Origin of the sequence: Aliidiomarina shirensis, assembly GCF_003987345.1 — a bacterium.
Lineage (GTDB): Bacteria > Pseudomonadota > Gammaproteobacteria > Enterobacterales > Alteromonadaceae > Aliidiomarina > Aliidiomarina shirensis.
This window is the reverse complement of record NZ_PIPP01000002.1, coordinates 657456-673371: the sequence shown is the minus strand read 5'-3', so window position 1 is coordinate 673371 and position 15916 is coordinate 657456. Positions and strand designations below refer to the sequence as shown.

The 15916-nt window shown below is 45.8% G+C and carries 14 protein-coding genes; 7 read left to right on the top strand and 7 right to left on the bottom strand.

Going from position 1 to position 15916, the window contains the following annotated elements:
* The first annotated feature begins 16 nt into the window (after nt 1-16).
* Together CWE13_RS07185 and CWE13_RS07180 are read left to right on the top strand one after the other, a co-directional pair.
* Complete coding sequence (locus CWE13_RS07185) at nt 17-691, top strand: response regulator (protein WP_126807223.1); 675 nt, start codon at nt 17-19, stop codon at nt 689-691.
* 100 nt (nt 692-791) lie between these two features.
* The gene (locus CWE13_RS07180) at nt 792-1490 is read left to right on the top strand and encodes an EF-hand domain-containing protein (protein ID WP_126807221.1); all 699 of its coding nucleotides are present in this window, start codon (nt 792-794) and stop codon (nt 1488-1490) included.
* A gap of 78 nt (nt 1491-1568) precedes the next feature.
* On the opposite strand, the gene CWE13_RS07175 is transcribed toward CWE13_RS07180, so the two are convergent.
* The 4 genes from CWE13_RS07175 to CWE13_RS07160 form a co-directional block, all read right to left on the bottom strand.
* On the bottom strand, nt 1569-2519 hold the full coding sequence (locus CWE13_RS07175; protein ID WP_126807219.1) for a hypothetical protein: 951 nt from the start codon (nt 2517-2519) through the stop codon (nt 1569-1571).
* Between the two features lie 116 nt (nt 2520-2635).
* A complete protein-coding gene (locus tag CWE13_RS07170; RefSeq protein ID WP_126807217.1) occupies nt 2636-5353 on the bottom strand; it encodes a putative bifunctional diguanylate cyclase/phosphodiesterase in 2718 nt (905 codons plus the stop codon).
* Nucleotides 5354-6366: 1013 nt separating this feature from the next.
* Nucleotides 6367-7056: a hypothetical protein gene (locus CWE13_RS07165; protein ID WP_126807215.1), complete on the bottom strand. Its 690-nt coding sequence runs from the start codon at nt 7054-7056 to the stop codon at nt 6367-6369.
* Between the two features lie 128 nt (nt 7057-7184).
* On the bottom strand, nt 7185-7742 hold the full coding sequence (locus CWE13_RS07160; RefSeq protein ID WP_126807214.1) for a hypothetical protein: 558 nt from the start codon (nt 7740-7742) through the stop codon (nt 7185-7187).
* 268 nt (nt 7743-8010) lie between these two features.
* Between CWE13_RS07160 and CWE13_RS07155 the strand changes: the two genes are divergently transcribed.
* Together CWE13_RS07155 and CWE13_RS07150 are read left to right on the top strand one after the other, a co-directional pair.
* A complete protein-coding gene (locus CWE13_RS07155) occupies nt 8011-9534 on the top strand; it encodes a YifB family Mg chelatase-like AAA ATPase (RefSeq protein WP_126807360.1) in 1524 nt (507 codons plus the stop codon).
* Nucleotides 9535-9617: 83 nt separating this feature from the next.
* Nucleotides 9618-10277, top strand: a complete 660-nt coding sequence (locus CWE13_RS07150) for a hypothetical protein (RefSeq protein ID WP_126807212.1) — start codon at nt 9618-9620, stop codon at nt 10275-10277.
* A gap of 126 nt (nt 10278-10403) precedes the next feature.
* On the opposite strand, the gene CWE13_RS07145 is transcribed toward CWE13_RS07150, so the two are convergent.
* Nucleotides 10404-11009 (bottom strand): hypothetical protein, encoded by a 606-nt coding sequence (locus CWE13_RS07145; RefSeq protein WP_126807210.1) that lies wholly within the window; start codon nt 11007-11009, stop codon nt 10404-10406.
* A 130-nt stretch (nt 11010-11139) separates the two neighbouring features.
* Between CWE13_RS07145 and CWE13_RS07140 the strand changes: the two genes are divergently transcribed.
* Genes CWE13_RS07140 through CWE13_RS07130 form a run of 3 tightly spaced genes read left to right on the top strand, consistent with a single transcriptional unit; the run spans nt 11140 to nt 13711 of the window.
* Nucleotides 11140-12105 (top strand): PLP-dependent cysteine synthase family protein, encoded by a 966-nt coding sequence (locus CWE13_RS07140; protein WP_126807208.1) that lies wholly within the window; start codon nt 11140-11142, stop codon nt 12103-12105.
* Between the two features lie 14 nt (nt 12106-12119).
* Nucleotides 12120-13292: a trans-sulfuration enzyme family protein gene (locus CWE13_RS07135; RefSeq protein WP_126807206.1), complete on the top strand. Its 1173-nt coding sequence runs from the start codon at nt 12120-12122 to the stop codon at nt 13290-13292.
* Nucleotides 13292-13711 (top strand): VOC family protein, encoded by a 420-nt coding sequence (locus tag CWE13_RS07130; protein WP_126807204.1) that lies wholly within the window; start codon nt 13292-13294, stop codon nt 13709-13711. Before CWE13_RS07135 ends, CWE13_RS07130 begins: the two co-directional genes overlap by 1 nt.
* Nucleotides 13712-13740: 29 nt before the next feature.
* Here CWE13_RS07130 and CWE13_RS07125 read toward each other — a convergent pair whose 3' ends face one another.
* Nucleotides 13741-14817, bottom strand: coding sequence for an alanine racemase (locus tag CWE13_RS07125; protein ID WP_198677906.1), 1077 nt, complete (start codon nt 14815-14817; stop codon nt 13741-13743).
* Complete coding sequence (locus tag CWE13_RS07120; RefSeq protein ID WP_126807200.1) at nt 14814-15806, bottom strand: threonine ammonia-lyase; 993 nt, start codon at nt 15804-15806, stop codon at nt 14814-14816. The genes CWE13_RS07125 and CWE13_RS07120 overlap by 4 nt, the downstream gene beginning before the upstream one ends.
* Nucleotides 15807-15916 lie beyond the last annotated feature (110 nt).

Here is a 15916-nt window from a genome sequence, read left to right as displayed (position 1 = left end):
TAAGGAGTAGGCGCGCGTGAGTTACTTGTTGGTTGTCGAAGATGAAGCGGCGATACGCCAGTTACTGGTTGATTATTTACAACAAGCAGGGCACGAAGTGAAAGCTGTTGAACGTGGTGATGATGCGCTTGCGCAAATCCGCGAAGCAGCGCCGGAGTTGGTATTGCTGGATGTTATGCTGCCGGGCGTTGATGGCCTCGAAGTGTGTCGGCAAGTGCGAGAATTCAGCCATGTACCTGTGATTTTCTTAACCGCCCGGCACGATGAAATTGATCGTATTGTGGGGTTGCGCCTTGGCGCTGATGATTACATTGTAAAGCCATTTAGCCCACGCGAAGTGGTTGCTCGAGTTGAAGCCATGCTTAGACGCAGCCGCTGGTATACGGAAGTAGCCGCAAAAGCTCCGGAACTAGGTTTGCATTTAAATATCAGTGATTACCAAGCCTTTTGGGGTGAACAGTTGCTTGATTTAACACCGGTGGAGTTTCGGTTACTTGCGGCTTTGCAGGAGCACCCAGGTCGGGTTTATCGCCGTGATGAATTAATAGATGTTGCTTACGATGATCATCGGATTGTGAGCGATAGAACGGTTGATAGCCATATTAAAAACCTGCGCCACAAGTTACACGCGGCTGGCGCTGAAGAAGTTATTCAGGCGGTTTACGGCGTAGGTTATCGCTACCTTTTATGAACCTCCATATTTTCTCCATATTTAACGCATATTCACTGCATCTTTGCTGGGCATACTGATTGCGAGTGATGAAGCCAATGTGGCTTATAAGGAGTGAGTGATGAAAAAATTAAACAAAGTAATGAATATCCTGGTTTGTTTGGTGCCTGTAATCGCAATGGGCGCAGCCATTGCAGATGAACGCGATGAACGTGGCGTTGGTATGCGTATAGTACATGGTGAAGCTTCGGCTGCCCCATCTGCGCCGCCAACACCACCAAAGCCAACTCGCATGATGTGGGTTGAACATATCAACGTAGATGGTGATATAGACAGCGAAGAGCTGCGCGGTCGTGTCAATGAAATACGGGCTGAGGCGTTGCGCGAGCAATTTCAGCAGTTTGATTTAGATGGTGATGGCTTCATTACCCAGGCAGAGTTTACTGAGGTATTGGTGCAACGTACAAAAGACACCGCCGAGCAAATGTTTCAACGTTTTGGTGACGATGGTACGGGTACCATTAGCGAAGAGCGATTTATCGAAAATTATCAAGAGCGCCGTATTCATGTGAGCCGTGGCCGTGGTGCGCGAGATCTTTCAACAGAAGATCGTGAGCGTATTCGTCAGGCTCGTGAGTTGGCGCGTGAAGCTGCGGCTGAGGGGCGGGAGCGCATGATTGTGTTGCGCGCTGATGAGCTTCGGCTGCAGTTTGAAGATGGTGAAGCTCTAAACATGGAAGGCGAAGAAGTTACACGCACCGTTGATGAAGACGGAAACCAAGTGATTATTATTAAGCGTAAACAGAAAAAAGAAGATTAATTTTCTACGCGTTTACCACGAAAAAGAGAGCTCATGAGCTCTCTTTTTTATTTTAAGAATACAGAACTTTGCTTGCCGTTAGCTTGGCAGTTTACTCAAGGCTTCCTTCAGGTTTTCATCGTTTTCAGCATTAACCTGCGCCTCAGCCTTCATTGCATTTGCCTCTTCAACAAGCCCTTGATGAAGATAGATTTGGGCTAACCGGTATTGCGTCCAACCCACGGGCATATTTTCTGGCACTCGGTTTTCTGCTAAAAGCGCTTGTAAATGGCGAGCACCATTTTCTAACTCTTCACCAGATTCCGCGGCAAGTTTACCCCATTGATAGGAAACCTGAGCCGCAAGCGCTTGGTGCTCTTCGTCATCAGCACTAACGTTATCAAGTACGTAATGCATCTGCGTGAGTGCCTCGGAATATTTTTCTTCATTTACCCGTTGGGAAATGTAGTTCACGCGAATATCTAGGTTCTCCGGCTGATCCTGAAACCATGCCAGCCAGGCAGCTTCCTCCGCAGCGAAATCTTCGGCTACTGCGGCTATGATGATATCGGCTTGAAAACGAAATGGGCTATTCAGTTCGTGTAGGCGTTCGGCGTGGAACTGCACTTGATCTTTATCACCACCGGCAATACCCGGTGCGTTGGCGTGAAATTGTAAGAGGCTTAAATGTGCAAGTTCGTGGTCAGGATCTTTCTCTAACGCCTCGCCCCATTGGTTTCGCATGCGGCGCGCTAAAAAAGGTAAACGAATGGCGCTTGCATCGTTCATTGAAAGTACGGTAACGATGCCTTCAAGAAAATGATAATCACCGGTATTGCCCATACTCCGGCGCAGCTGCTTCAGTGCTTTTTCGGCAGCTTTATGATCATTCTCGCTGAGCGCAGCTACTACAGGCTCGAAGCGTTCGTCGAGGTGATCAAAATTAAAGGATTGCTGTTGCGCGTTCGCGCTCGTTGCAATGCCAAACCACAATAACGCAATGACGAAAAGATGCGAAACGCGAACGTTCTTCAAAAATACCTGGAGCATAAATACCTACAGAATAAAAATTGGCCAAACACCAGCATAACTCAGAATATTCGCGGCAAGTTAGTGAAAATGTGTTTCAGAATATGTTCACTAACGTGCTTCGCTTATACGCTATGCTATGTATTCTTTAGTAAAGGTAAGATATCAACAAGTGGCATTGGCTTGTAGAAGTAGAAACCCTGAATGGCATCACACTTATGTGCCGAACTAAATTCAGCTTGTTTTTTCGTTTCAACGCCTTCAACAATTATTTTTTTATCTAAGCTTTTAGCTAAATAAATAACCGACTCAGCGATTTTTAAGCTTTCAGAGCTTTCAGAAATATCTTTTATAAACGACCGATCAATTTTAATGATATCTACCGGTAACCGATGTAACAGGCTCAAACTTGAGAAGCCGGTGCCAAAATCATCTAAAGATACCTGTACACCAAGCGCGCGTAGCTCATTTAATTTTGCTGATAAGTGCGCATGATCCTTGCTCAAAACGCTCTCGGTTAACTCTACGTGTAACGTATTTGGTGAAACTTTATGGTGGTTTAGCGTGCTAATAATTGAATTAACGAGATTGCCTCGGTCGAACAATTGCGCGGAAAGATTGATAGCCATGGTGAGCTGAGGTGCTAATTTTTGTAATTGCGCAAGCGATTCAACCGCTTCTTCTAGCACCAGTGCCGATAGTGCAATGATTTGGCCTGTTTGTTCCGCCACGGGAATAAATGCGCCCGGGGGAACAAAGCTGCCATCAGGTTGAGGCCAGCGAGCTAGCGCCTCAAATCCAATAATTTTATGGTTACAAGCTGAAACAACGGGTTGGAAATGAACACGGAATTCTCTATTTTCAATGCCGCGCTGAATTTTTGCCCGTAGCAAGTACTGCTGTTCATAACGCATTGCCATATCGTGGCTGAAAATAGAATACGTATTTCCGCCTTTAATCTTCGCTTCCGACATTGCCACATCGGCATTTTGAATTAATTTCGTGGCGGTTTCTTCTGCATCGCCCACCGAAGCAATTCCGATACTTGCCGTTAAATGGACACTTAGCGAATCGATAGCGAAGTTTCGCTCTATTTCCAAATTGAGTTGCATCGCAAGCTGTACGGCTTTGGCCTCAGAAGAGTTCGGCAAGAACACAATAAATTCATCACCACTGAAGCGAGCAGCTAGAGCATCGTCCGGTAAACAGCCTTCAATGCGCTTTGCTGTTTCTGCAAGTAAGCGGTTACCAACCGTTAAACCAAGGCTATCGTTGATTGGCTTAAAACCATCGAGGTCAATGAAGAGTACACGAATACTATGCGCCGTGTATTCCGATAATATCGATTTAATATTCTCCTCAAGAACATCTCTTCTCAATAACCCAGTGACGCCATCAAACTTCGCCATTCGATCGAGCTTCTGGCGCTCAGTTTTGAGTTTATTATTGGTATCAATGATGAAGATAAATAAAAGAGAGAGTACGAAGGCGAAAATGAGTACGAGTTGATTTGTACGCGCTTGAGTCCAAAGTAAACTGAAATCAGAAATCACAACCGTGAAATTAGGCGCGTACGCGTCCATTAAGTTACGCGAGCTTGAAAACTGAAATGGGTACCGATTGGCAAGGCCATTTTCCGTAAGTACTTGGAAATTCGGAGTGTTGATAGAAATGAGTAAATCATTATCTAGTTCTAGATAAAGTTGAAAGAATCTTAAATGTTCAACTTGCCGAAAAGTAGCAAACCCCATTAAATCTATCGCTACTAATATTTGCGCCTCAAGAATATCGTCTTCGAAAATAGGCTCTGAGAAAAATAGAATGGGATATTCTTTATCTAATGATGCTCCAGAAACAGCGAATGCTCGCACGCCTTGGTTCTCAGAAAACCAGCGGCTTACTAAACTCGTTATTTCTTGATCTGAGAATATTGTAGCATCGAGTTCATCACTAAATTCAGATTTGCTTGTATGCGTGAGATCTCCATTCGCATCAAACACGGTGATAGATAGAGCTTGATTATGATCGCGAATAAATAAATCTAAATCGAGTTGTTTCAAGGAAGGATTGGAGTCTGACAATACCCAGCGAGTGGCAACTTTTTCAATAGAATTGTTATATGTAGCAAGTTTTTGCTGGAGTTCATGTGTAGCTTGATTGATAAGTGATTGCGAGCGTTTTTCTAATTCTTCGGTATTGATAATTGACAGGGCAAGCCATAGCAATAAGCCGACAAAAGATACTAAAACAGGCGGTACTATGCGGGCTTTTATTTCCCGAAAAGGCACTGAGTAACAGCTACATCTTACCAACGATGCTAACCCGAGTATGCCGATAATAACGGCCAGCAACGAAATACCGAGTGGGTTATCAAGCGTTGTGGTGGGGGTAAACTGGAATATCCAACCGGTAATAATCACGATAAGTGAAAACAGAAGTGAAACGGAACCCAAGAATAACCATGCGATATCGCTTATCTTGCTCTTTAAGTCCAACAGGCTGCAAACGCCAAGAATAAATATGAAGGTTGCAAGAGCAAACGGTGCTATGCCGTATCCATTCGCTGCTATCGGAAGAACGGTGGGAAATAGAACACCGGTAAATAAAAAACAGGCGTAGGCGATACAAATAAGCGCACCGAACACACGCTTTCTGGGATTGCGGGAAACCCCTAAAAGCATTGTTGTGCCAACCACGATCATAGCAGTGCCGGAAACCACCATAAACTCAGGCCGTAAGAGGTCAACTTCCCCTAAAAAGCGATAAGTAATAGCGATTAATCCTGTTAACACCGCAGTAAGTGCTGCAGTTGCATAATATGCAGCTGATACCTCTTTGTTCTTGAGAATAAGCACTTTGAATTCTTCTGTGTTGAACCGTGAAAAGATAATCACTTGTTGGCTGAGTGATGCGAAACGGTGCGGTAGCCAGAGCAAGCGGGTATTCGGATGAAAAGGACAATCTCTTTAAATGTGATTCAAGAATAACAACGCGGAATTGGTTTATACAAGTGTTTTAGTGGTTAGATTTGAAAATACCTAAAACGAGGTAGATTTTATGTGCTTTTTCTACACCCATAACTGTCGATTTCGTACGCCGCTGGATGCGAGAAAGTCAGTAAATACGTACGTCACAGAACTTGTCGACTGAGTTCAGGAACGCTAACACTGTTAGTGTCCTGTCCCGGCGTAATGTGGCTTGTATTTAATTCCGGCTGCGTCAACTGCTGACGTTAAATTCATGTTCTCTACAGAGAACGAGATATGGTAATTACCGTCTACATCCACAGGAAGTTGAATTACATCATCGTATATGTACTCGTTTTCCGTAAATGCAACTGCGGTCAGCGAGAGAAAAATAATATAGGCGCTAGAGTTAGCGTGTAGTATATTTTTGAATGCACAGTATATTTCTTGTGTGAGTGATGTGATTTCCCATTCCATTATTAATTACACAAGAGCTTTCCGGATACAATGGTGAATAGCTGGAAATGTATTTGGTTACGTTTTTTGGTTTTTGAAGTTTATGAATTGTGCTGTAGAGGTAGGATTCATATGTGGTTAATACATCATTAATTTAAGGAAAAATAATGAAATTTCAAATAATGAATATCGATCTCGGTGTTATTTTAAGAAACATAGTAGCCTTTGGGCTTGCTTTGTTGCTAATTCAGAGCTTTTTGGAAGAGCCTTGGTCCTTACGTACGGTAGTGTGGACGACTGCGATTTTTGTAGTGGGTTATCTCCTTGGAATGTTCATAATGAGAAAGCCCAAAACACCTAGCTGAGATATCATTCCGCCGCAAAGATCTTTACAAGCAGCGGCCCAACAGTTATCAACATCTTTATTAGCAGCCAAGGTTTGGCAACTAAAATAATTTTTTCACTTCCATTGATTTACCGCTCACGCTATCAACTACACGCACGGTGGAACCAAACGGCTTCTCGCCATTAACACTTTCCCAATTGGCCGTGTCTGCAGCAATATCGAGTAATGCTTTATAGCTTTCTATATCTTCATTTCGGAGAGCCTGACATGATGCAGCGCATTCGATTTCATCACCGCTAGAGCCGTTACTAAAAGTGGAGTATGAGCTAGCTGAATCTGAGTTTCGCTGAGATATCTGCTGTTCGAGAAGCCTTTTACCACTTTCGAATGTTCTAATAAATGCCCGATAAAAAGGTGCAAACTTGGATAGTTCGACATCGGCTTCTTTCGCGAGCATCGCGGTCTCTATTTCGTACCGCTTCCATATAACCATCATGGATTCATTGGTTATTTCTGAATAAGGTTCAGCGTAAAAATCAATTTTACTTAGAATTTCGCTATCGGATAGAGCATCAAGTTCTGGGAGGGTTAGCATACCTGCTTGAAATTTGGATATAACGAGGAAGGCGCGGTTCAATTCAGCTTCATTCATTCCTAGTGAATGTGCGGAAACTCGCATCACTTCAGCAATTGGGTTTATTCTCTTTTGCTCAGTCTCAGCTATTCCCTCAAAGGTAATAAAGCATGAGAAAATTGCGAGTGAGGCCATTCTTATTATTGATTTGAACATTGGTTAATTCCTTTTAAATTTTAGCTAAATCTTACTCTATCAAGGCTAAATATTTTATAACGTAATTTAAACATAATAACAACGTGTGGCAATCAAAGCGCTAAATGACGCCTAAGAGCGCACTGGCTTTACCCGTAATTATCCGAGCCTCCAGAGATATCACTGGCTTTATCGATTCTTTCATACTTTATTTCGGCGGCATCAAACGCCGAAGTTAGATGTACTTCATTTGCAGAGAACCAAAAGTGGCTGCAAGAACTCGATTTTCTAGGGTTTTCAAAATAAATACAGAAAGCATAAGACTGAATTTTCCCATACTCATCTGTTTCGCTAAGCTCCCCAAATGGTTTTAGGGAGAAACTGCGCGGACGTTCCTTTGATAAATACTTAACAGCGCTAATGAAATCATCGATTCGCTCATCGGTAGTTGTGAGTCGTCCGTCTTTACGCATAAGAACGGAGGATCTATGCAGTGCTCGTTCTTGATTTTCCTGAGCAGCGGTCAAAGGTTCTAATTCATTAGCAAAAAACGAGATATGATAATTACCGTTTGCATCTACAGAAAGCTGAATTACATTATCGCGATGTGCGTTATCACTTTCATTTGCTGTAAACGCATTCGCAGTGAAAGGTGCTATTGCTAGCGCAGAGGCTAGGATAAGAGAGTTGATACTTGCTAACGTCATGTCATTTTCCTTGTATTTTATATGCTTGCAGTCCTTTCATTATTAAAATCATATCTTCTCGATAAGTACAAAATAAAAAGTGGTTTCCGCTCCGAATGGTGATCTATGATCTGTTTCAGCGATTAATTTTAGAGAGAAAGACAAAGTAAATTAGTGATTATCGGTATCATATTAATTTGTTGGCGATCGCGGAAACACTCGTTTGTTCGCGGTAGATGCGCTATTTCACGCTACACTTTTTGTTTTGCAGGAAGCAATCGAGGTAGCTATGGGATTGGCAGTGGTGTTAACGCGGGCGCAGCTAGGTATGGAATCGCCCTTAGTTCGGGTAGAAGTAAATGTAGCGCGGGGTGTGCCGGGTTTTCAGATTATCGGTATGCCAGAAACAACGGTTCGGGAAGCTCGCGATAGGGTTAAAACAGCGATTCTCAATAGCGGCCTAGAGTTCCCCACAGCAAAAATCACCATCAACTTATCGCCTGCCGAATTGCCCAAACAAGGAGCGCGCTTTGATTTAGCGATGGCGCTGGGTATTTTAGTAGCCGATGAATTAATTCAAGAAGGTGAATTAAGTCAGATCGAATGTTACGGAGAGTTAGCGCTGGACGGGGCTGTGCGACGCATTGATGGCGTTTTACCGGCTCTACTTGCTGCTAACACCGCAGGGCGCAGAGCACTGGTTCCGGCCGCGAATACAGCGGAAGCTGCGCTTCTGCGCGTGCCGAGTGCATATGCGGTTACTTCATTAGCGGCAGCGGTACGACATGTGGAGCAAACTTCGTTGTTAGGGCTTATCGAGCCGGTGGATCTGCCTTCGCATCCGCAGGGGGTTGGCGATATTGCTGATGTGGAGGGGCAAGAGCAAGCAAAGCGTGCTCTATTATTGGCCGCCGCCGGTGGACACAATATTTTGTTTGTAGGTCCACCGGGCACGGGAAAAACCATGTTGGCGAAGCGCTTAATTGGTTTAATGCCACCCCTTCCGGAAAATGAAGCGCTTGAGGTAGCGGCTATTAATTCGCTTACGGGTGAGAAGTTTAATCCGGATCAATGGCGACAACGCCCGTTTCGTGCGCCACACCATTCGTGTTCTGCCGCTGCTTTGGTAGGGGGTGGCAGTATTCCAAGGCCTGGAGAAATCACGCTTGCGCACCGAGGGATCTTGTTCATGGATGAGCTTACCGAAACACCAAGGCATGTGCTCGATTCTTTGCGTGAGCCTTTAGAATCTGGTCGAGTAAGTATAAGCCGAGCACGCCAGCAAGTAACTTTCCCAGCTCGCTTTCAGCTCGTTTGTGCGTTGAATCCTTCACCTTGCGGAACTTTTAATGGTGATATTCAAAGTTCGCGCTCCACACCGGAACAAATACTTAAATACCTTGGCAAAATTTCCGGGCCTTTCCTCGACCGAATTGATTTGCAGGTGGATGTGCCTCGCCAGCCAGATGCGCTGCGCAGCACGTCAAACCGCACCAAGGTCACGAGCGCTGAGCTACAACAAAAGGTAATTGCTGCGCAAGCATTGCAGTTGCAACGCCAGCAATGCCTGAATCATGCACTAGCGCCTAAGCAGTTGGCAGTCGCTGCAGAGCTGGAGGAGCATGATCACGATTTTTTAGTGGCGGCGATGGAGAAGCTATCACTGTCTCATCGTGCCTACCATCGTACATTGCGAGTAGCACGGACCATTGCCGATCTTGCAGGCCAAGCTCGGTTGACTCGCGAACACCTGCTGGAAGCGTTGAGCTACCGAGCTCTTGATGCATTGCTAATACAACTGCGCGCTTTGTAATTGAGCTTGTAGTGCATTTTCTCAGTGATGTTTGCTATTCTGCGTGTTCACTCGTTTAAATAGCAACACGCAAGAGGGTACCTATGCAGCGACAAGATACAGGTGGTAACGAACCTACACCAAAGCAGCCTCCTATGGCAGTGCAACAGCGTGTTATCTGGATCGGATTGGCGATCATCTTACTCACTATTCCAGTGTGGTTTGATGCTGTGGTTATGCCGGGTGACTATGTTTTTATTTGGCGCTGGACAGAATCACAGATAATTTTCGAGAGCCTGATCACGGTTGGCTTTTTAATCGCGGCTATTGTGGGATTCTTCGTTTTGCGCAAAGCAGCGTTGGATTGGCAGTATTGGAAGATCGCGCGATTGGGCGTGAGTATTTGGATTGCCATGCTGGTGTTGCTTACGCTGTTTAGTTTGCTTATTTATTACGCCGGTGATCAAGATGTACGCGCGGAGTTTGAGGGCGAAGGATTTACGGTATCGGCTTTGGGTTCAGGCGTAGAGGAAAACTCTCAATTCTTTGTAGTAATGAGCTGCGATCAAAGGGGCATGTATAAACGTGTCATTCATATCGACCGTTTTATTGGTGCCGATGATGTTGAGTTTCGTGCCGACGGTGAGAATTTAAACGCGCACTATACTATTGAAGGGCGCGAGCTGCGCTACCAAACCTACGTATTACCCGAACTATATCAGCAGTGCCTTACTGGCGAATCACCGCGGCCATTTGAACAGTAACGCCACGCGCTAGGTTATTCCCGAATCGAGTAGAGGTAATCGGAGCTGCATAAAAAACGCCGCATAGGAGTAGAATAATCTCCATGCGGCGTTATTGTGTTCGATCTTCACTAAGTAAATCGAACGTTAATATTGGTAGTTATCTTCCCAGCCCCAAGGCGCAGGAGGAGCTTCCACCTCTTGGCTTAAATCAACATCTACGTGAAACTCCCGATTCGGACGCGACAAGCGATATCGGAACGTGTTTTCATCAGGAAATGACATCCACCATGTGTTCGTAAGTGAAACCGTGGCGTCTAATTGTGTGAATAATTGTTTGCTGTATTCATCAGCGGGGAACGCTTGTGCGTCCGCCGTGCCCAAAGTAACAGTTGTACCACCGTACATTGTCATCGGGTCGTGGCTACCATCTTCTAAACGGTGATCATGCTTGAGCTCTAAACCCATTTGCGTTTTGGTAATGACCCAAGTGCGAGAACGATTATCGCCCACATGCAAAGGGATACGGATGCGATCTTCGGTGCATTCCCGTATTTCAATAACGATGCGGTTGTTCATCCAAGTGGCATCCGTTTCTGGATTACCGGACGTAACTTCGCCTTCGTAAGCTTTACCGCAGTGCTCTGCAATGGTGTTAAAAAAAACTTCCTGCGGATCAGGTTCCGCCGGCGTGCAGGCTGCAAGAGCGCTAGCCGCTCCTACTACGAGTAAATGCATTTTATTCAGGCGCATGGTTATTCCTCATATTTATCGAATCTGTTTCATTTAAAATAACATAGAAACAACTGGCATAGATAGTAAGCGTCTTGTCGCGTAGAATATGGCCAAAGTAAAATACACCGCAAAATGAAAAGGCAGGCTCATGAAGGTTTATAACAACGCTTTAGAAATGATTGGTAACACACCAATGGTTCGGGTGAACCATATCGATACTGGCCCTTGCGAACTGTATCTAAAACTCGAAACACAGAATCCAGGCGCCTCGATTAAAGATCGCATTGCTGTAACCATGATCGCGGCCGCAGAAGAGCAAGGCAAAATTAAGCCGGGCGATACCCTAATTGAAGCTACTGCGGGCAATACCGGTTTGGGCTTAGCGTTAGTGGCAGCGCAAAAAGGTTATAAATTAATTATTGTGTTGCCTGATAAAATGAGCCGCGAAAAACTATATAACTTGCGTGCTCTAGGTGCCGAAGTCATTGAAACGCGCTCTGATGTGCAAAAGGGCCACCCGGAGTATTACCAAGATTTAGCATTGCGTCTTTCAGAAGAACGTAACGCGTTTTACATCAACCAATTTGAAAATCCAGCAAACGTGCAAGCGCATTATGACACCACTGCACCAGAAATCTGGGAGCAGATGGAAGGCAACCTTGATGCCTTTGTATGTGGTGTTGGTTCTGGCGGCACACTTACCGGGGTTGGCCGCTATTTACGCGAACAGAAAGCAGATATCGATTTAGTATTAGCCGATCCAGATGGTTCAATTTTGGCGCCGTTGGTTAATGAAGGGAAAGAGGTTGAAGCCGGGAGCTGGCGCGTTGAGGGCATTGGTGAAGATTTTATCCCAGTGATCTGTGAAATTGCGCTTGCGGGCAAGGCCTATAGCATTAGCGATAAAGAATCGTTCGCTATGGCGCGTGAAGTATTGCTGAAAGAAGGCATTATGGTTGGATCTTCAAGCGGCACCTTGATAGCTGCAGCGGTGCAATATTGCCGTGATCAAACTGAACCGAAGCGCGTAGTTACGCTGGCCTGTGATACGGGTTGCCGTTACCTATCGAAATTATTTAACGATGAGTGGCTTGCCGCTCAAGATCTAAGTTAAGAGGTATTCAATTTATGCGCGATACAAAAAATTTAGCATTTGCCACTCGCACCATTCATGGTGGCCAAGCGCCAGAGCCAATTACCGGCGCGGTCATGCCGCCCATCGTAACAAGTTCTACTTATATTCAGCCAAGCCCCGGTGAGCATTCGGGATTCGAATACTCGCGCTCGCAAAACCCAACGCGTTTCGCGTGGGAGCGTTCTGTAGCAAACCTTGAAGGCGGTAGCCGTGGCTACGCGTTTGCCTCGGGTATGGCCGCAACAGCAACTATTCTTGAGTTACTCGATACTGGTGATCATGTAGTAGCTATGGACGATTTGTACGGCGGTAGTTTCCGGTTATTCGATAAAGTGCGTGGCCGTTCTGCTGGTTTAGATTTTAGCTATGTCGATCTAACCGATATGCAGGAACTCACGGCATCGTTTACGCCGAAAACCCGCATGGTGTGGATAGAAACGCCAAGTAACCCGATGTTAAAGCTGGTAGATATTCGTGCTGTGGTTGCTAAGGCACGGGAACACAACCCGGATATGATTGTTGTGGTTGATAACACTTTTGCTACGCCATACAACCAGTTACCGTTGGAACTGGGTGCTGATATCGTCATGCACTCAGCAACCAAATACTTGAACGGCCATTCCGATATGGTGGGTGGTATTGCGGTAGTGGGTGAACGCGAAGATCTGCAAGAGCAAATGGCATTTTTACAAAACTCGATAGGTTCAATTGCTGGGCCGTTCGATAGCTATTTGGCGCTTCGTGGTGTGAAAACCTTGGCTTTGCGAATGAAGCATCATAACCAAGCCGCACTAGAAATTGCCCAGTGGCTTGAACAACACCCACGCGTTAAAACTGTGATTCATCCGGGTTTAGAGAGCCACCCGCAACATGAATTAGCTAAACAGCAAATGAGTGGCTTTGGTGGCATGATTTCAATTTTCTTGGATGGCGATTTAGATACTGCGCGCCGGTTCTTGGAAGCTGTTGAAATCTTTGCTCTGGCTGAATCCTTGGGTGGTGTAGAGAGTTTGATTGAGCACCCAGCGATCATGACGCACGCTTCAATTCCGGCTGAAAACCGCCAGAAACTTGGAATTCACGATAACTTCGTACGTATTTCTGTGGGCATTGAAGATACCCAAGATTTGATTGCAGATCTTGAGCAAGCGTTGGAGAAAATGTAATGGCGGTTGCCCCATTTCATTTAGCTATTCCAGTAGATGATCTTGATAAAGCGCGCGCCTTTTATGGTGAGCTTTTGGGCTGCGGCGAGGGCCGTAGTAGTGATCATTGGATTGATTGGAACTTTTATGGCCATCAGCTGGTAACCCATGTTGCCCCTGACCGTTTACTGCCACCTGTGAGTAATCCGGTAGATGGCCATGATGTTCCGGTGCCGCACTTTGGTGTTGTGTTGGATATGGAAAGTTGGGAAGCCTTGGCGGCTCGTGTTCGTGCAGCCGGCATTGAATTTGTTATCGAACCCTATGTTCGGTTCAAAGGAAAGCCTGGTGAACAAGCCACTATGTTTTTTTACGATCCTGCCGGTAACGCGCTTGAATTCAAAGCGTTTGCAGATATTGGCCAGTTATTCGCCAAGTAGCTCTTGCGCTTCAATACAAGCGTGCAAGATTAAATTACCGTGCACTCGCCATTAAAGGCGGCCATCACCAAACAAGAATGAGCTGGAACGATGATTAATAAATCGCCCAGCTCTAATTCTTTCAGCATGCCTTCGGGCACGCGTACCTTTCCATGTTCTTGAGAAACCCCTACCAGCTGAGCCCCTTGAATAGGGCTGCCCCAGCCATTCGTGGTTTGGTGCATCACTTGTCCGAATATTTGTTTGCCATCAATCGTTACCGAATCCTTGCTAAAATGCACAGCTCCACCGTGAACCACTACTTCGTTACGTTCTGGATAAATGCCAATAACAGGGCAGGCTACGGCTAGCGCAACATCGGGCCAATCGCAGGCACCGATGCGTTGCTGCTGCCAATCATAGAACACATAATTTCCAGGTCGAATTTCATCGGCGCCGGGAAAGCTTTCCATGCGGCTACAGGTTGGCGTATCGCCTACGGAAACCCGTAGCTCACTGCGCGGAATGCTCAGGTTCTCGATTAATTCCGCCAGCCGTTGCAAACTCTCTTGATGAATTTGGGCAATGCCATGTTCACCGCGCATGGTGTAACTATTACCCGCATGTAATAGCAAACCAAGGCTGCGCACTTGTGGCATTTTCCGTGCCTGTTCTAGGATTAAATTAATACTTTCGTGTTCGCGCCAAGAGATTCCTGTGCGGCCATAACCGGCGTCAATTTCAACGTAAACATCTACTGGGCTTAGTAAGCGTGCAATAGTTTTTAAACTATCGGCATTTTCAATGGTAAGCCCAAGCTGAACTTCACGAGCTAAGCGGTTGTAGGCGGGCAATGCGCGGGGGTTTAGCGGAATCGCCATTAGAATATCGTTCCAGCCGGCATCAGCGAAAGTACGCGCCATGGTAGCAGAAGAAACCGCAATTGCTGTTTCTGCGGGCTTACCAAACCACTTGCCGATAGTAACCGATTGATGCGTTTTAAAATGCGGCCGTAAATCAACACCGGCGCTTTCGGCTTTTTCTTGCATGCGCTTAATGTTGCGTTTACTTTTTCGACTATCCACAAGCACTTGAGGGCCGGTAATCGTATTCCAGTTTAGGCTCATTCGGCTTTCTCCAATAAGGTAACCGGCCATGGCAGACGGCGAACATCAACATTACCACCACTGATAATCAACCCTAAGCGCTTGCCTTGAAAATATTCTGGGTATTTACAAACAGCCGCAAAAACCGTGGCTGAAGAAGGCTCTACTATAATTTTTAGCGCCTGCCAGAGCTGTTGCATCGCGCTAATAACTTCATCTTCGGTAACTAATAATATCGCGTTCACATAATCTTGAATCACGGGAAAAGTATGTTCGCCTAAGTTGGTGAGCAAGCCATCGCAAATACTTTTTGGCGGAAGGGCGCTTTGAATACTGCCAGCTTGCAGCGATAAATAAGCATCGTTGGCAAGTTCAGGCTCAATGCCAAATACCGAAATGTTCTGGCTATGGCCTACCATGGCGGTACCTGATAACAAACCACCACCACCGAGTGGGCTAATTAGCGCATCAAGATCGGGCACTGCTTTTACTAACTCTAGCGCCGCAGTGCCTTGGCCAGCCATAATTAACGGATGGTTGTACGGTGGAATGAATATGCGCTGGCTTTGGTTTTGTTTTTCTTCAATAAATGCTTCACGGGCGGCCATACCCGGCTCAATCTCAATAATTTCAGCACCGTTGTTGGCGATATTGTCCTTTTTAACGAGTGGAGCATTGCTTGGCACCGCTACTTGCACTGGAATATCTAAGATACTACCCGCTGCGGCGAGCGCGGCGCCGTGGTTACCGGAAGAAACGGTGTAAACACCTTGCTTGCGCTGTTCCGCGGTAAGATTTAAAAGCGCATGCATTGCGCCTCGAAACTTGAATGCGCCAGTGCGTTGTAGGTTTTCGCACTTGAAAAATAGCTGAGCATCGGCGATTGCGTTCAAAACCGTGCTCTCGAGCACAGGTGTTTGCACGATATATGGCGCGATCAGCTTTTCAGCTCGATTAATTAAATCAAGATTCAAGGCATCGGGCCCGGCAATGTGCTGCCATCCTGTCACGGTTTTGCTCCATAAAATGAATAAATGCAAAGGCAAAAAATTTATCTAGCAAGAGTATATCAAGCTAAGCGTCGCTCACCAGTTTTGTTTCCGCTTTTTCAGGGTTATAC